Origin of the sequence: Bacillus sp. 7_6_55CFAA_CT2 (assembly GCF_000238655.1) — a bacterium.
In the GTDB taxonomy this organism is placed as follows: domain Bacteria; phylum Bacillota; class Bacilli; order Bacillales; family Bacillaceae_G; genus Bacillus_A; species Bacillus_A cereus.
Map to the genome: position 1 here is coordinate 368,230 of NZ_JH414708.1, position 15,904 is coordinate 384,133.

Here is a 15,904-nt window from a genome sequence, read left to right on the forward strand (position 1 = left end):
CTAGGTGTATTGTAATATAAAATAGTTGAACAGGAGTTTAATTTATTATGGAGGTGCTATGTCTAGTATGAATACGAACGAAAGAATCGTGCCCCTCCTACCATTAAGAGGCGTTCTCGTATATCCAACGATGGTTTTGCATCTTGATGTAGGACGTGATAAATCGATACAAGCACTAGAGCAGGCGGCAATGGATGAAAATATCATCTTTTTAGCAATGCAAAAAGAAATGAATATCGATGATCCGAAAGAAGATGACATATATAGTGTAGGTACAGTGGCGAAAGTGAAGCAAATGTTAAAATTGCCGAACGGTACGCTTCGTGTCCTTGTGGAAGGTTTACATAGAGCAGAAGTAATAGAGTTTATCGAAGAAGAAAATGTAGTACAAGTGTCTATTAAAAAGGTAACTGAAGAAGTAGAAGATGATTTAGAAGAGAAAGCTTTTATGCGTACGTTACTGGAGCATTTCGAACAATATATTAAAGTTTCGAAAAAAGTTTCAAATGAAACTTTTGCAACGGTAGCTGATGTGGAAGAACCAGGGAGATTAGCTGATTTAATTGCTTCTCACTTGCCGATTAAAACGAAGCAGAAACAAGAGATTTTAGAGATTGTATCTGTAAAAGAACGATTACAAACACTTATTTCAATTATTCAAGATGAACAAGAGTTACTTAGCCTAGAAAAGAAAATTGGACAAAAAGTGAAACGTTCCATGGAGCGCACGCAAAAAGAATATTTCTTACGTGAGCAAATGAAGGCGATTCAAACTGAACTTGGCGACAAAGAAGGCAAGGGCGGAGAAGTAGAAGAACTTCGTGAGAAAATTGAACAGTCAGGAATGCCGGAAGAAACAATGAAGGCGGCCCTGAAAGAATTAGATCGTTATGAAAAGTTACCAGCAAGTTCTGCGGAGAGTGGTGTTATTCGCAATTATATTGATTGGTTATTAGCGCTTCCGTGGACAGAGGCAACAGAAGATATAATTGACCTTGCTCATTCGGAAGAGATTTTAAATAACGATCATTACGGTCTTGAAAAAGTGAAAGAGCGTGTACTTGAATATTTAGCTGTACAGAAGTTAACGAATTCATTAAAAGGACCTATCCTTTGTTTAGTAGGCCCTCCTGGGGTCGGCAAAACTTCGTTAGCGCGTTCAATTGCAACATCATTAAATCGTAACTTCGTCCGTGTATCTCTTGGTGGTGTGCGTGATGAATCTGAAATTCGTGGTCACCGTCGTACATATGTTGGAGCAATGCCAGGACGCATTGTTCAAGGTATGAAAAAGGCGAAAACAGTTAATCCAGTCTTCTTATTAGATGAGATTGATAAAATGTCTAACGATTTCCGTGGAGATCCATCAGCGGCATTACTTGAAGTATTAGATCCAGAACAAAACCATAACTTCAGTGATCATTACATTGAAGAACCATATGATCTATCAAAAGTTATGTTTGTAGCAACTGCTAATACACTTTCAAGTATTCCGGGTCCATTACTTGACCGTATGGAAATCATTTCGATTGCTGGCTATACAGAACTTGAAAAAGTACACATTGCTCGTGAGCATTTGTTGCCGAAACAATTAAAAGAACATGGCTTACGAAAAGGTAATTTACAAGTGCGTGATGAAGCGCTTCTTGAGATTATTCGTTATTATACACGTGAGGCTGGTGTTCGTACGCTAGAGCGCCAAATTGCAAAAGTTTGCCGTAAAGTAGCGAAGATTATCGTTACAGCAGAACGTAAACGTATCGTTGTGACAGAGAAAAAGATTGTTGATTTACTTGGTAAACACATATTCCGTTATGGGCAAGCTGAAAAAACAGACCAAGTTGGTATGGCAACAGGTCTAGCTTACACAGCAGCAGGCGGCGATACACTTGCCATTGAAGTTTCTGTAGCGCCAGGAAAAGGGAAACTAATTTTAACAGGGAAACTTGGGGATGTTATGAAAGAATCAGCACAAGCTGCGTTTAGTTATATACGTTCTCGTGCAGAAGAGCTTCAGATCGATCCGAATTTCCATGAGAAAAATGATATTCATATTCACGTTCCAGAAGGAGCAGTTCCAAAAGACGGACCGTCAGCAGGTATTACGATGGCAACGGCACTTATTTCTGCGCTAACAGGTATTCCTGTAAGTAAAGAAGTGGGTATGACAGGTGAAATTACACTTCGTGGTCGTGTATTACCAATTGGTGGTTTAAAAGAAAAAACATTAAGTGCTCACCGCGCAGGCTTAACAAAAATTATTTTGCCAGCAGAAAACGAGAAAGATTTAGATGATATTCCAGAGAGCGTAAAAGAAAACCTTACGTTTGTGCTTGCATCTCATTTAGATGAAGTATTGGAGCACGCATTAGTAGGAGTGAAACAATGAAAGTAACAAAAGCAGATATTGTAATTAGTGCTGTTAAACCAGAACAATATCCAGACAGTGATTTACCAGAAATTGCATTAGCAGGTCGTTCAAATGTGGGGAAGTCTTCCTTTATTAATAAAATTTTAAATCGTAAAAAGTTAGTGCGTATTTCTTCTAAACCAGGAAAAACGCAAACGCTGAACTTTTTCTTAATCAATGAGATGATGCACTTTGTTGACGTTCCAGGTTATGGATATGCAAAAGTATCTAAATCGGAGCGCGCTGCATGGGGGAAAATGATTGAAACGTACTTTACAACTCGTGAGCAATTAGACGCAGCTGTATTAGTAGTTGATTTACGTCACCAACCAACAAGTGATGACGTGATGATGTATGATTTCTTAAAGCATTATGAAATCCCAACAATTATTATTGCGACGAAAGCCGATAAAATTCCGAAAGGGAAATGGCAAAAGCATTTAAAAGTTGTAAAAGAAACGCTTGCTGTTGAAATTGGCGATGAAATTGTTCTATTCTCTTCTGAAACAGGACTTGGAAAAGAAGAAGCGTGGAAAGCAATTCATAAATTTACAAAAACAAAAAACGCGTGACGAATGTCGCGCGTTTTTGTTTTGCTAAATTTTTTAGCGTACGTTTAATGTAACTTCAATATTTCCTCGTGTTGCTTTCGAATAAGGGCATACACCGTGAGCCGCTTCTACAAGTTCTTGTGCTTCGCTATGTGAAACGCCAGCCACATGTACATCAAGTACAGCAGATAGACCGAAACCACCATCTGTATCTTTTCCGATAGAAACGTGAGCAGTTACTTCTGTACTTTCTACTTTCACACGTTTTGTACGAATGACAAGTTGTAATGCACTATCGAAACAAGCTGCATAACCAGCTGCAAATAGTTGTTCTGGATTTGTTGCTTCTCCGCCTGCACCACCTAGTGCTTTCGGCATTTTTACATCAAGATTTAATATGCCATCATCTGAAACTACTTTCCCATTTCTTCCACCTGTTGCTGTTACTGAAGCAGTATATAATTTATCCATATTTATTCCCCTTTTCCATCATTAATTGTTTTCATTGTGTCAATTAGTTTATTTAGTTGAATTAATAAAGAGCGATATTCTTGCTCTGTAATTCCTAAGTTTGTAGCCATCGTTGTCGGTAATGAACAAGCCTTTTCCTTTAAATCTTTGCCTTGTTCTGTTAATTCAATACAAACTTTTCGCTCGTCTTCTTTGGAACGAACACGTTTTACAAGTTTTAATGATTCCATGCGTTTTAACATAGGTGTTAACGTACCAGAATCTAAAAATAGACGTTCTCCAATTTCTTTTACTGTTAGTCCATCTTGCTCCCATAGTACGAGTAAAGTAATGTACTGGGGATACGTAATACCCATTTCTTCTAAATAAGGTCGATAAAAACGAGTAACCTCTCTAGAGCAGGCGTAAATAGAAAAACAAAGTTGGTTATCTAGATGCAAAGAGTCTTCTGTCATAAATAACTCCCTTCCAATTAAATTGTGCACAATTTAATTTTATAAAACCAATATAACGAAAAAGAAATACAATGTCAAATACATTGTATTGAGAAAGTCTTTGTTACATTTTGGAACAATCATACATATTTTCCTTCATGATGAAAGAAGATAGGGAAGATGATGTTATAATTTATATGGAATAGTTTCCATCACTTGATTATGAGGGCTTTTTTTGGTAACGTACAAATAGAGTTATTAATTTATAATCATTATAAAGTAGAAGTTTTTTTATTAGTGTTACTGAATCTCCTTTATTACATACGGAGAATAATTAAAAAATAATCAGTTGTTCACACGATTGTCAGATTCATAAGAGGAAAGTTGTATTATGATAGTAGATAAAGTGATAAAACGGGTGAAGGGGGACATGCTGCGTGCATATTCTTGTTGTTAGTGTAAATTATCGAACAGCCCCTGTAGAATTTCGTGAGAAACTCACATTTCAGGCAGCAGAACTAGAGCGAGCGATGACTACATTACAAAATCAAAAGAGCGTGTTAGAGAATGTCATTGTATCAACTTGTAATCGCACTGAGATTTATGCTGTTGTCGATCAATTACACACGGGACGGTATTATATTAAGAAGTTTTTAGCTGATTGGTTTCAGCTTGAAATAGAAGAAGTCGCGCCATATTTAACTATTTTTGAACAAGATGGTGCAATAGATCATTTATTCCGCGTAACGTGCGGTTTAGATTCTATGGTAGTCGGAGAAACGCAGATTTTAGGTCAAATAAAAGATAGCTTTTTAGAAGCGCAACAAGTTAAAGCAACAGGCACAATTTTTAATGAATTGTTTAAGCAAGTCATTACATTAGCAAAACGTGCCCACTCAGAAACAACAATCGGGGAAAGTGCGATGTCTGTTAGTTATGCTGCTGTTGAGCTTGGAAAGAAAATATTTGGCGAGTTAACAGATTGTCATGTGCTTATTCTTGGTGCTGGTAAAATGGGCGAACTTGCACTGCAAAACTTATATGGAAGTGGTGCTCGTAAAGTAACAGTTATGAATAGGACGCTTTCGAAAGCAGAAGTAATGGCTGAGAAATATATGGGACATGCAAAATCATTAAGCGAATTACAATGTGCATTATTAGAAGCAGATATTTTAATTAGTTCAACTGGTGCATCGGAGTATGTCATTACGAAAGAGATGATGACAAAGGTAGAGAAAATGCGCTCTGGTCGCCCTTTGTTTATGGTTGACATTGCAGTGCCACGTGATATTGATCCAGCGATTGATGAGCTAGAAGGTTCTTTCTTGTATGATATTGATGATTTACAAGGAGTAGTGGAGGCAAACCGTGCTGAGCGTTTGAAAGAAGCAGAGAAAATTCAATTTATGATTGAAGAGGAAATTGTTCTATTTAAAACGTGGTTAAGTACACTTGGTGTTGTTCCATTAATATCAGCTCTTCGTGATAAGGCACTTGCAATTCAAAGTGAAACGATGGTAAGCCTAGAGCGAAAAATACCAAACCTTAGTGATCGTGAGAAAAAAGTCATTAGTAAGCATACGAAAAGTATTATTAATCAATTATTAAAAGACCCAATTTTAGTAGCGAAAGAAATAGCTGCTGAAGAGGGAGCTAGCGAAAAATTAGCGTTATTTGCGAAGATTTTCGATTTAGAAACGGAAGACGTAGAGAGTTGTGCGGAAGAAGTAGAACATAAAAAAGTGTGGACACCATCCGTTCCATCTTTATAATTTGGAAGGATGATCGGATGAGTTTTTTAAATAACAGTATTATTTATCATATTGCAATTATTTTATATGCTTGTAGCATTAGTTTATATTTTATAGATTATTTCCAAAGTAACCGAAAGGCGAACCGATTTGCTTTTTGGTTACTTGCGATTGTATGGGTCCTGCAGTCTATTTTTATGTTGCTTAGGGCTACAGATTCAGAAACGAATCCAATTTTAACTTTATTATCAGGGATTTATTTTTATGTTTGGTTATTGATTACGATGTCGTTAGTCATTAATCGATTTATGAGAATCGACTTTTTAGTCTTTTTTACAAATGTTGTTGCATTTGGCGTAAGCGCTTTTTCTATTTTTACACCGCTCGGAAAGATGTCGCCAGTACTTGCGGAACAATTAGTTTCAGAACTTGTATACGTGCATGTCGGTATGGCAATTATTTCTTACGCAACGTTTACTGTATCGTTCATTTTTTCTATTATGTACTTATTACAATATCGCCTATTAAAAAAGAAAAAATGGAATGCGAGATTAAGAAGGTTAGGGAATTTACCGAAGCTAGAATCTATGTCTTACGGATTAAATTTATTTTCTGTTCCATTTTTCTTACTAGCAATTTTATTAGGATGTATATGGGGATATACAAAATTGGATAATTTCCATTGGTATGATACGAAAGTAATCGGATCTTTTGTCGTTCTATTTGTGTATTGCACAGGTTTATATTTACGAGCGGCAGATGTGTTGCAAGGTAAGAAAATTGTACAGTGGAATATCGGATCGTTTCTCGTAATGCTAGTAAACATTTTTCTATTAAGCAGTTTATCCAATTTCCACTTTTGGTATTTATAATGAGGAGAGAGAATTATGCGCAAAATTATTGTAGGATCACGAAAGAGTAAACTAGCATTAACGCAAACAAACTGGTTTATTGATCAGTTAAAAGCCCTAGGTCTACCATATGAATTTGAAGTGAAAGAAATTGTCACAAAAGGTGATGTTATTTTAGATGTTACTCTTTCAAAAGTAGGCGGCAAAGGCTTGTTTGTAAAAGAGATTGAACACGCGCTACTTACGAAAGAAATCGATATGGCTGTACATAGTATGAAAGATATGCCAGCCGTACTTCCAGAAGGTTTAATGATTGGTTGTACACCAAAGCGTGTTGACCCTCGTGATGCTTTTATCTCAAAAAATGGAGCATCGTTTAAAGAGTTAGCGGAAGGTGCTATTTTAGGTACGAGTAGTTTAAGACGTAGTGCACAGCTACTCGCTGCGAGACCAGATTTACAAGTTAAGTGGATTCGCGGGAATATCGATACACGTTTACGTAAATTAAAAGAAGAAGATTACGATGCGATTATTTTAGCGACAGCTGGATTACAAAGAATGGGCTGGGATGATGAAGTTATTACAGAACATTTAGATGAAACGTTATGTGTACCTGCTGTAGGACAAGGTGCATTAGCGATTGAGTGTCGTGAGGATGATAAGGATTTATTGCAATTGTTAGCGCATATTAATGATACGATAACAGAAAGAACAGTGGCAGCGGAGCGAGTATTTCTTCATAAACTTGAAGGTGGATGCCAAGTTCCAATTGCTGGATATGCAACCCTTACAGAGAACGATGCAATCGAATTAACAGCTCTTGTTGGCTCTATGGATGGCTCTGTTTTATTAAAAGAGACAGTAGTGGGTACTAATCCTGAGGAAGTAGGATTAGAGGCCGCGGACCGTTTAATTAAGCAAGGCGCCCAAGAACTCATTCTTGCTGCAAATAAGGAGCAACAATAAATATGAACGCTCTCGCTGGAAAAACGGTATTGATTACACGTGCCCAGCATCAAGCGAAACAAATGAGTGTAGCAGTGAAAGAAAAGAGCGGAATTCCATTGGAAATTCCGCTTTTGCGTATGGAAGGTATGTCTCATAGGCAAATTCAACATATTGAAGAGCAGCTACATTCATACGACTGGGTTATTTTTACGAGCAGAAATGGTGTAGCTTTTTTTCTAGATAGTTTAAAAAAGAAACTACCACTAACCATTAAAATCGCTGCGGTAGGTGTGAAAACAAAATTAGAGTTAGAAAAAAGGGGCTATCAAGTTCATTTTGTTCCGACTTCATTTGTTGCAGAAGCATTTGCAGAAGAGTTTCTAAAAGAATTAAGTGGAAATGAACGTATTTTATTTCCGAAAGGGAATTTAGCAAGAGAGGTAATTCCGGTTGCACTTCGGGAAATTGGTGTTTCTCTAGATGAGCTAACCGTATACGGTACGAAAGTGAATATAGAAAAAAAGCAAGAGCTTATAGCGGCATTGAAGTTAGGGAAAGTAGACATTATTACATTTACGAGCCCTTCAACTGTTACTAGTTTTGTTCGTTTACTTGAGGGTACAAACTGGAGAGAATGGACAAAAAAATGTACAATTGCTTGTATAGGACCTATTACGGAAAAAGAGGCAAGTCTTTATTTTCCGTCTGTTATTGTGCCGAAAGAGTACACTGTAGAAGCATTACTACAATGTGTTTGTGAATCTATAAAATGAAAGAATGGGGATAGAAATCTATGAACTCTTTACAATTTAATCGTCATCGTCGTTTAAGACAAAGCGGGGGCATGCGTGCGCTTGTGCGTGAAACGTTTTTACATACGGAAGATTTTATTTACCCTATTTTTGTATTAGAAGGTGAAAATGTTCGTAATGAAGTTCCTTCTATGCCAGGCGTATATCAAATGTCTTTAGATTTATTGCAAGCTGAAATGCAAGAAGTTGTTGATTTAGGTATTCGTTCTGTTATTGTATTTGGTTTACCTGCTGAAAAGGATGAAGTTGGATCATCAGCATATTGTGATCATGGAATTGTACAACGTGCTATTCAGCAAATTAAAGGTGATTTCCCTGAGCTAGTAGTAGTTGCAGACACATGTTTATGTCAATTTACAAGCCATGGTCATTGCGGTGTAATTGAAGATGGTATTATTTTAAATGACGAGTCTCTTGCAGTTCTTGCGAAAACAGCTGTAAGTCAAGCAAAAGCAGGAGCGGACATTATTGCGCCATCAAACATGATGGACGGCTTTGTAACAGCAATTCGCCATGCATTAGACGAAAATGGTTTTGGACACGTGCCAGTTATGTCGTACGCTGTGAAATATTCATCAGCATTTTATGGACCATTCCGTGATGCTGCGCACGGTGCACCGCAATTTGGTGACCGTAAAACATATCAAATGGATCCGGCAAACCGTATGGAAGCATTCCGTGAAGCAGAATCAGATGTAATGGAAGGTGCAGATTTCTTAATCGTAAAACCAGCTCTTTCTTACTTAGATATCGTTCGTGATGTGAAAAATAACTTTAATTTACCAGTTGTCGCTTATAATGTAAGTGGTGAATATTCGATGATTAAAGCGGCAGCGCAAAATGGTTGGATTAATGAAAAAGAAGTTGTTCTTGAAAAATTAATTAGTATGAAACGTGCAGGAGCAGATTTAATTATTACGTATCATGCAAAAGATGCAGCAAGATGGTTACAAGAAGGAGGCGCTAAATAATGAAAAAGTTTGATAAGTCAATTGCAGCGTTTGAAGAGGCGCAAGACTTAATGCCTGGTGGCGTAAATAGCCCGGTTCGTGCCTTTAAGTCTGTTGGGATGAATCCGTTGTTTATGGAGCGTGGAAAAGGCTCTAAAGTATATGATATCGATGGGAATGAATACATCGACTACGTATTATCATGGGGTCCTTTAATTCATGGTCATGCAAATGATCGTGTTGTAGAAGCGTTAAAATCTGTTGCTGAAAGAGGTACAAGCTTCGGTGCACCAACAGAAATTGAAAATAAATTAGCAAAACTTGTTATTGAGCGCGTGCCATCAATTGAGATTGTGCGTATGGTTAACTCTGGAACGGAAGCGACAATGAGTGCACTACGTTTAGCTCGTGGTTATACAGGTCGTAATAAAATCTTGAAATTTATCGGTTGTTACCACGGTCATGGTGATTCGTTATTAATTAAAGCTGGTTCTGGTGTGGCGACTTTAGGTTTACCAGATAGTCCTGGTGTACCAGAAGGTGTAGCGAAAAATACGATTACAGTAGCTTATAACGATTTAGAAAGCGTAAAATACGCGTTTGAACAATTCGGTGATGATATTGCTTGTGTAATTGTAGAACCAGTAGCAGGAAATATGGGGGTTGTTCCTCCGCAGCCTGGATTTTTAGAAGGTCTTCGTGAAGTAACAGAACAAAACGGTGCATTGCTTATTTTTGATGAAGTAATGACAGGGTTCCGAGTAGCTTATAATTGTGGCCAAGGTTATTATGGCGTAACGCCTGATTTAACATGCTTAGGTAAAGTAATCGGTGGTGGTTTACCGGTAGGAGCATACGGTGGTAAAGCGGAAATTATGCGCCAAGTTGCGCCAAGCGGACCGATTTACCAAGCTGGTACTTTATCAGGTAACCCACTTGCAATGGCGGCAGGTTATGAAACGTTAGTACAGTTAACGCCAGAATCATATGTAGAATTTGAGCGTAAAGCTGAAATGTTAGAAGCTGGATTACGTAAAGCAGCTGAAAAACATGGCATTCCGCACCATATTAACCGTGCAGGCTCTATGATTGGTATTTTCTTTACAGATGAACCCGTTATTAATTACGATGCAGCAAAATCTTCAAACTTAGAATTCTTTGCGGCTTACTATCGTGAAATGGTAGAACAAGGTGTATTCTTACCGCCATCTCAATTCGAAGGTTTATTCTTATCGACAGCACATAGTGATGCAGATATTGAAGCGACGATTGCAGCAGCTGAAATTGCAATGTCAAAATTAAAAGCGTAATGTATTAGAGAAAATCGCTCTCCATAAGGGGAGCGATTTTTTTTATTCATAAAGTAAGCTTTCTGCACATAAATCTGTAATGACATATAGTTTGGGAGGGGGAAAAGAAGTGGCTGCAGATCATTCATTACGATTTTCATTAAAAGAATCTGTGTGGTTCCAAAAAGGACAGGAAGTCGAAGAACTTTTGTCAATTTCGTTAGATCCAGACGTTGAGATAGAAGAGCTTGATCATGAAGTAATCGTGAGAGGACAATTAGATTTAACCGGAGAGTATGTTGCACGAAAAGATGATTCGGCGTATTCATTAAGAGAACTATCGCCAGCAAAGTCAATTGATTATGTAGAAACAAGAGAAGATGGGGTTAATGAACTTGTTCATTCCTTTCCACTTGAAATATCAATTCCGAGAAATCGAGTGAAAGTAATTGAAGAGCTATATGTATCAATCGAGGAATTTGATTATGAATTAAAGGAAAATGGTTGCTTACAATTATTAGCGGATATATCTATTACCGGTTTGTGTGATGAAGAGAGAGGCGAGGATGAAGTTGAAGAGGAAGAAACGGTGTATGCTGAGTTAGAAGAAGATTCAGCGCAAGAGGATGAAAATAGACCGGCGCCGCATGTAGAAGAACCAGCATATAAGGAATCAGATGAGTGGGAAGATTACGCATTTGAACCGTTCCAATTAGAGGAAAGAAAAGAGCAGGAATTAGAAGAAGAGAAAATAGAAGAACATGAATTTGTGGAACGTGAAGAGGAGCAAGAAACAACGCCGCAATTTGAACTGTTCGGACGAAAAGATTTCAAGAAAGAAAAAGCGAAAAAGCAGGAAGAACAAGAAGAAGAGTACTCACAGCGAGATGAAAATGCGCTTTATTTAACAAAACTATTTACGAAAGAACCGGAAGAAGAATTTACAAAGTTAAGAATGTATTTCGTGCAAGAAGGGGATACAATTGAATCTATTGCAGACCGTTATGAAACGTCTGTACAAAATTTATACCGTGTCAATCAAACAGAAGATATATTTTTAAATACGGGGCAAATTATTTATATTCCCGTTTCAAGGGTAAAGACGAAATAAGGAAGTGAGTGTTTTCACTCACTTCCTTTCTTAGAGGCTATGTTTTGAATAGAAAGGGTTATTCGTATGGATATTGAGTTGCGAAATCACTATGAACCTATTGTGAGGCAATATAGATTGGATACGCAGCATATGGAAGAGCACGGAAATGTAATGAAAATTTATACGAATCAAGGTCCATATGCACTCAAGAAAATAGAAGGCAGAAAGTTAGAGCGGAATAACTTTCTGCATCATATTCAATATTTGAAGGAGAAAGGTTTTTCAAATTATGTACCTATATATCATGCGACGGATGGAAGTTATATTTTAAGTGACGGGACGTATAATTATTATTTAATGCCTTGGTTAGAACGTGCAGAAGGAAACGGTGAGGACAATGATCAATACCATAAAATGTTTCAGACACTTGGAACGTTGCATCAAAAAACTGTGAAGGAAGAAACGTATACGGAAGAAGATTTAGAAAAACATTATACAAGTATATCCGATCGTTGGGAAAATGATGGTGAGATGTTAGAAGAGTTTCTCGTAGAATCTGAATCAAAATGGTATATGTCCCCGTTTGAATTGCAATATTGTACGTACTATCATCATGTAATGAGAGCGCGTGAATTTGCAACGAAGCAATTAAATGAGTGGAACGATGCGATGAAAGAAAAAGAGAAAACGCGTATTACTTTTGTGCATGGTAATGTGTCACTTAATCATTTTTTATTTGACTATGAGCGGAATGGCTATTTTATTAGTTTAGAAAAATCGAAGTTTGCAACGCCTGTGCAAGATATAGTAGGTTTTTATTCACGGTCTTTAAACACATATCCAATCGCAAGAAGTGATCGGTTTGAATGGTTTCAAATGTATCAAAAAAATTTCCCTTTTACGAAAGAAGAGCAACTACTTATGTTTGCGTATATGACGTATCCATCGCAATTTATTCGGCAAATCCAGTCCTATAAGAAAAGAAGAGATAATCGCAACGAGGAAAATGAACTGCGCGGAGTAAAGAGTTTGCAACAATCGCATTGGCTCGTTAGCAATATAGAATATTTCCTGTCACAATTACAAGCTGCCCAGCAAGGGAACGGATAAAGTAAAGGCATTCCCCGCTGATGATTAGCCTTCACCAATTGGGCGTTTACGGGCACCAGGGCTCCCATCTAACTTCTTTGCTTCAGTTGAGTTTTGAGGTGGAGGTCTTACTGCCCGCAAATAGCGGGGGAAAGAAGATAAGTAGAGGATTCTACTTATCTTCTTTTTTTTGCACGAAAAGCTGTAGTTTTAAATTTATCTTGACGAATAAGGTTTCGTTTTTTACACTATTGTATATAATAATTAACAATCATATAAATGCCTTGAAGGGGAAGAGTATAACATGAAACGTCTTCAGAGAGGAGAATCATTAGCTGGGAGATTCTCTAGATAGTTATGTTAGAAGGTAGCCCTGGAGCATCTTTTCTGAACGGAATAGTTCTTATTAGGAAAAGACGGATTTGTCCGTTATCAAATTAAGAGTATAAGCAAATTATGAATTTGTTTGTAAATAAAGGTGGTACCGCGATGTCCCTCGTCCTTTTTGGATGAGGGACATTTTTTATTTTAAGGAGGGAAAATAATGTCAAACACGGAAAAGAATTTACCAACTAAATATGATCATATGTCCGTTGAAGAAGGCCTTTATCAATGGTGGCTTGAAGGCAAATATTTTGAAGCAACAGGAGACGAGAAGAAACAGCCATATACAATTGTAATTCCACCTCCGAACGTAACTGGTAAGTTACACTTAGGTCATGCTTGGGATACAACTCTTCAAGATATTTTAACTCGTACGAAGCGTATGCAAGGATACGATGTGCTATGGCTTCCAGGAATGGACCATGCTGGTATCGCAACACAAGCGAAAGTAGAAGGAAAACTTCGTGAAGAAGGTATTTCACGTTACGATCTTGGCCGTGAAAAATTCCTTGAAAAAGCTTGGGAGTGGAAAGAAGAATACGCTTCTCACATTCGTCAACAATGGGGAAAAGTTGGTTTAGGACTAGACTATTCTCGTGAACGCTTCACATTAGACAAAGGTTTATCAGATGCGGTTAATAAAGTATTCGTTCAATTATACGAAAAAGGCTTAATTTACCGTGGTGAATATATCATCAACTGGGATCCAGCAACACGCACAGCTCTTTCTGATATTGAAGTAATTCATAAAGAAGTTCAAGGTGCATTCTACCATATGAACTATCCGTTAACAGATGGTTCTGGTCACATTCGTCTTGCGACAACTCGTCCAGAAACGATGCTTGGTGATACAGCAGTAGCAGTTCATCCCGAAGACGATCGTTACAAACATTTAATCGGAAAAACAGTTACACTTCCAATCGTAGGCCGTGAGATTCCGATTATTGCTGATGAGTACGTAGAAAAAGATTTCGGAACGGGCGTTGTAAAAATTACACCAGCTCATGACCCGAATGACTTTGAAGTAGGTAACCGTCATGACTTACCACGCATTTTAGTAATGAACGAAGATGGAACAATGAACGAAAAAGCTGGTAAGTATAACGGTATGGATCGTTTCGAATGCCGTAAAGAATTAGTGAAAGACTTACAAGAAGCTGGCGTATTAGTAGAAATCGAGCCACATATGCATTCAGTAGGTCATAGTGAGCGTAGCGGTGCAGTTGTTGAGCCTTATTTATCAACACAATGGTTCGTAAAAATGGCTCCACTTGCTGAAAAAGCAGTAGCGCTTCAACAAAAAGAAGAAGAAAAAGTAACGTTCGTACCAGAGCGTTTTGAAAACACATATTTACGCTGGATGGAAAATATTCATGACTGGTGTATTTCTCGTCAATTATGGTGGGGACACCGTATTCCAGCTTGGTACCATAAAGAAACTGGTGAAGTATACGTAGGTACAGAAGCACCAGCAGATATTGAAAACTGGAATCAAGATAATGACGTACTTGATACATGGTTCAGTTCAGCGTTATGGCCATTTTCAACACTTGGTTGGCCAAATGAAGATTCAGCAGACTTCAAACGTTACTATTCAACAGATGCACTAGTAACGGGTTATGATATCATCTTCTTCTGGGTATCTCGTATGATTTTCCAAGGTTTAGAGTTTACAGGAGAGCGTCCATTTAAAGATGTATTAATTCACGGTTTAGTTCGTGATGAGCAAGGTCGTAAAATGAGTAAATCTCTTGGTAACGGTATTGATCCAATGGATGTTATCGAGAAGTACGGTGCAGATGCAATGCGTTTCTTCTTATCAACAGGAAGTGCACCAGGTCAAGATTTACGTTTCAGCATGGAAAAAGTAGAATCTACTTGGAACTTCATTAATAAAATTTGGAACGCATCACGTTTCGTATTAATGAACATGGATGATATGAAGTATGAAGAAATCGATTTAACTGGTGAAAAATCAGTAGCAGATAAGTGGATCTTAACTCGCTTAAACGAAACAATCGAAAGCGTAACACGTAACATGGATAAATATGAGTTCGGTGAAGCTGGTCGTTCATTATACAACTTCATTTGGGACGATTTCTGTGATTGGTATATTGAAATGGCGAAACTTCCACTATACGGTGAAGATGAAGCAGCTAAGAAAACAACTCGTTCTATTTTAGCTTACGTATTAGATCAAACAATGCGTCTATTACACCCATTCATGCCATTCGTAACAGAGAAAATTTGGCAACATTTACCGCATGAAGGCGAGTCTATTACAGTAGCTGCGTGGCCAACAGTTCGCGAAGATTTACAAGATACGGAAGCTGCGGCAGAAATGCATCTTCTAGTTGATATCATTCGCTCTGTTCGTAACATCCGTGCAGAAGTAAATACGCCAATGAGCAAAAAAGTTCAAATGCAAATTAAAGCAAAAGATGAGGCTGTACTTGCTCAACTTACGAAAAACAGCTCTTACATTGAGCGTTTCTGTAACCCAAGCGAATTAACAATTCAAACGGACTTACAAGCGCCAGAAAAAGCAATGACTGCAATCGTATCAGGTGCAGAGTTATTCTTACCGTTAGCTGATCTTATCAATCTTGATGAAGAGAGAGCTCGTCTTGAGAAAGAACTTGAGAAGTTCGATAAAGAAGTAGAACGTGTACAGAAGAAACTTTCTAACCAAGGTTTCGTAGCGAAAGCTCCTGCAGCGGTTATTGAAGGAGAGCGTGCGAAAGAGCAAGATTACCTAGAAAAACGCGAAGCAGTTCGTCAACGTCTAGCAGATCTTGAAAAGTAAAAATGTTTTTAGAGACTCACTATATTGGTGAGTCTCTTTTCTTTGCGTATAATAGAACTATGAAA

General features: G+C 37.7%; 13 protein-coding genes and 1 other annotated feature. Of the genes, 11 read left to right on the top strand and 2 right to left on the bottom strand.

Going from position 1 to position 15,904, the window contains the following annotated elements; translation table 11 throughout:
* Positions 1–58: 58 nt before the first annotated feature.
* Both lon and ysxC read left to right on the top strand, forming a co-directional pair.
* Positions 59–2,389, top strand: a complete 2,331-nt coding sequence (gene lon, locus HMPREF1014_RS02060) for an endopeptidase La (protein WP_000097284.1) — start codon at positions 59–61, stop codon at positions 2,387–2,389.
* A complete protein-coding gene (gene ysxC, locus HMPREF1014_RS02065; RefSeq protein WP_000869116.1) occupies positions 2,386–2,982 on the top strand; it encodes a ribosome biogenesis GTP-binding protein YsxC in 597 nt (198 codons plus the stop codon). The genes lon and ysxC overlap by 4 nt, the downstream gene beginning before the upstream one ends.
* Positions 2,983–3,015: 33 nt before the next feature.
* Here the strand turns inward: ysxC and HMPREF1014_RS02070 are convergent, their stop codons facing one another.
* Positions 3,016–3,432 carry an organic hydroperoxide resistance protein gene (locus tag HMPREF1014_RS02070; RefSeq protein WP_000359781.1) on the bottom strand — a complete coding sequence of 139 codons (417 nt, stop codon included), beginning with the start codon at positions 3,430–3,432 and terminating at the stop codon, positions 3,016–3,018.
* Positions 3,433–3,434: 2 nt separating this feature from the next.
* On the bottom strand, positions 3,435–3,887 hold the full coding sequence (locus HMPREF1014_RS02075) for a MarR family winged helix-turn-helix transcriptional regulator (protein WP_000133916.1): 453 nt from the start codon (positions 3,885–3,887) through the stop codon (positions 3,435–3,437).
* A gap of 416 nt (positions 3,888–4,303) precedes the next feature.
* Here HMPREF1014_RS02075 and hemA point away from each other — a divergent pair, with 416 nt between their 5' ends.
* The 9 genes from hemA to HMPREF1014_RS02120 all read left to right on the top strand — a co-directional run bounded on the left by hemA (position 4,304) and on the right by HMPREF1014_RS02120 (position 15,839).
* A complete protein-coding gene (gene hemA, locus HMPREF1014_RS02080) occupies positions 4,304–5,638 on the top strand; it encodes a glutamyl-tRNA reductase (protein ID WP_000547867.1) in 1,335 nt (444 codons plus the stop codon).
* A gap of 17 nt (positions 5,639–5,655) precedes the next feature.
* Positions 5,656–6,489 carry a cytochrome c biogenesis protein gene (locus tag HMPREF1014_RS02085; RefSeq protein ID WP_000008991.1) on the top strand — a complete coding sequence of 278 codons (834 nt, stop codon included), beginning with the start codon at positions 5,656–5,658 and terminating at the stop codon, positions 6,487–6,489.
* 15 nt (positions 6,490–6,504) lie between these two features.
* On the top strand, positions 6,505–7,434 hold the full coding sequence (gene hemC, locus HMPREF1014_RS02090) for a hydroxymethylbilane synthase (protein ID WP_001226402.1): 930 nt from the start codon (positions 6,505–6,507) through the stop codon (positions 7,432–7,434).
* Between the two features lie 2 nt (positions 7,435–7,436).
* Positions 7,437–8,189: a uroporphyrinogen-III synthase gene (gene hemD / locus HMPREF1014_RS02095; RefSeq protein ID WP_000992348.1), complete on the top strand. Its 753-nt coding sequence runs from the start codon at positions 7,437–7,439 to the stop codon at positions 8,187–8,189.
* Between the two features lie 20 nt (positions 8,190–8,209).
* A complete protein-coding gene (gene hemB, locus HMPREF1014_RS02100; protein WP_001087065.1) occupies positions 8,210–9,199 on the top strand; it encodes a porphobilinogen synthase in 990 nt (329 codons plus the stop codon).
* A complete protein-coding gene (gene hemL, locus HMPREF1014_RS02105) occupies positions 9,199–10,488 on the top strand; it encodes a glutamate-1-semialdehyde 2,1-aminomutase (protein ID WP_000712943.1) in 1,290 nt (429 codons plus the stop codon). The genes hemB and hemL overlap by 1 nt, the downstream gene beginning before the upstream one ends.
* Before the next feature lie 79 nt (positions 10,489–10,567).
* Positions 10,568–11,578 (top strand): stage VI sporulation protein D, encoded by a 1,011-nt coding sequence (gene spoVID / locus HMPREF1014_RS02110; RefSeq protein WP_128267123.1) that lies wholly within the window; start codon positions 10,568–10,570, stop codon positions 11,576–11,578.
* 66 nt (positions 11,579–11,644) lie between these two features.
* Entirely contained in the window at positions 11,645–12,670 is a 1,026-nt protein-coding gene (gene ysxE / locus HMPREF1014_RS02115; RefSeq protein WP_000350658.1) for a spore coat protein YsxE, read from the top strand.
* Between the two features lie 254 nt (positions 12,671–12,924).
* Positions 12,925–13,156, top strand: a binding site (T-box leader).
* 37 nt (positions 13,157–13,193) lie between these two features.
* Positions 13,194–15,839, top strand: a complete 2,646-nt coding sequence (locus HMPREF1014_RS02120; RefSeq protein ID WP_000072250.1) for a valine--tRNA ligase — start codon at positions 13,194–13,196, stop codon at positions 15,837–15,839.
* Positions 15,840–15,904: the final 65 nt, after the last annotated feature.

What these genes read in the sequence shown, in the direction of transcription:
- hemL (WP_000712943.1), top strand. Translation starts at nt 9,199, where the DNA reads ATGAAAAAGTTTGATAAGTCAATTGCAGCGTTTGAAGAGGCGCAAGAC.
- hemB (WP_001087065.1), top strand. Translation starts at nt 8,210, where the DNA reads ATGAACTCTTTACAATTTAATCGTCATCGTCGTTTAAGACAAAGCGGG.
- HMPREF1014_RS02075 (WP_000133916.1), bottom strand. Translation starts at nt 3,887, where the DNA reads ATGACAGAAGACTCTTTGCATCTAGATAACCAACTTTGTTTTTCTATT.
- HMPREF1014_RS02085 (WP_000008991.1), top strand. Translation starts at nt 5,656, where the DNA reads ATGAGTTTTTTAAATAACAGTATTATTTATCATATTGCAATTATTTTA.
- spoVID (WP_128267123.1), top strand. Translation starts at nt 10,568, where the DNA reads ATGACATATAGTTTGGGAGGGGGAAAAGAAGTGGCTGCAGATCATTCA.
- hemD (WP_000992348.1), top strand. Translation starts at nt 7,437, where the DNA reads ATGAACGCTCTCGCTGGAAAAACGGTATTGATTACACGTGCCCAGCAT.
- lon (WP_000097284.1), top strand. Translation starts at nt 59, where the DNA reads ATGTCTAGTATGAATACGAACGAAAGAATCGTGCCCCTCCTACCATTA.
- ysxC (WP_000869116.1), top strand. Translation starts at nt 2,386, where the DNA reads ATGAAAGTAACAAAAGCAGATATTGTAATTAGTGCTGTTAAACCAGAA.
- ysxE (WP_000350658.1), top strand. Translation starts at nt 11,645, where the DNA reads ATGGATATTGAGTTGCGAAATCACTATGAACCTATTGTGAGGCAATAT.
- hemC (WP_001226402.1), top strand. Translation starts at nt 6,505, where the DNA reads ATGCGCAAAATTATTGTAGGATCACGAAAGAGTAAACTAGCATTAACG.
- HMPREF1014_RS02070 (WP_000359781.1), bottom strand. Translation starts at nt 3,432, where the DNA reads ATGGATAAATTATATACTGCTTCAGTAACAGCAACAGGTGGAAGAAAT.
- HMPREF1014_RS02120 (WP_000072250.1), top strand. Translation starts at nt 13,194, where the DNA reads ATGTCAAACACGGAAAAGAATTTACCAACTAAATATGATCATATGTCC.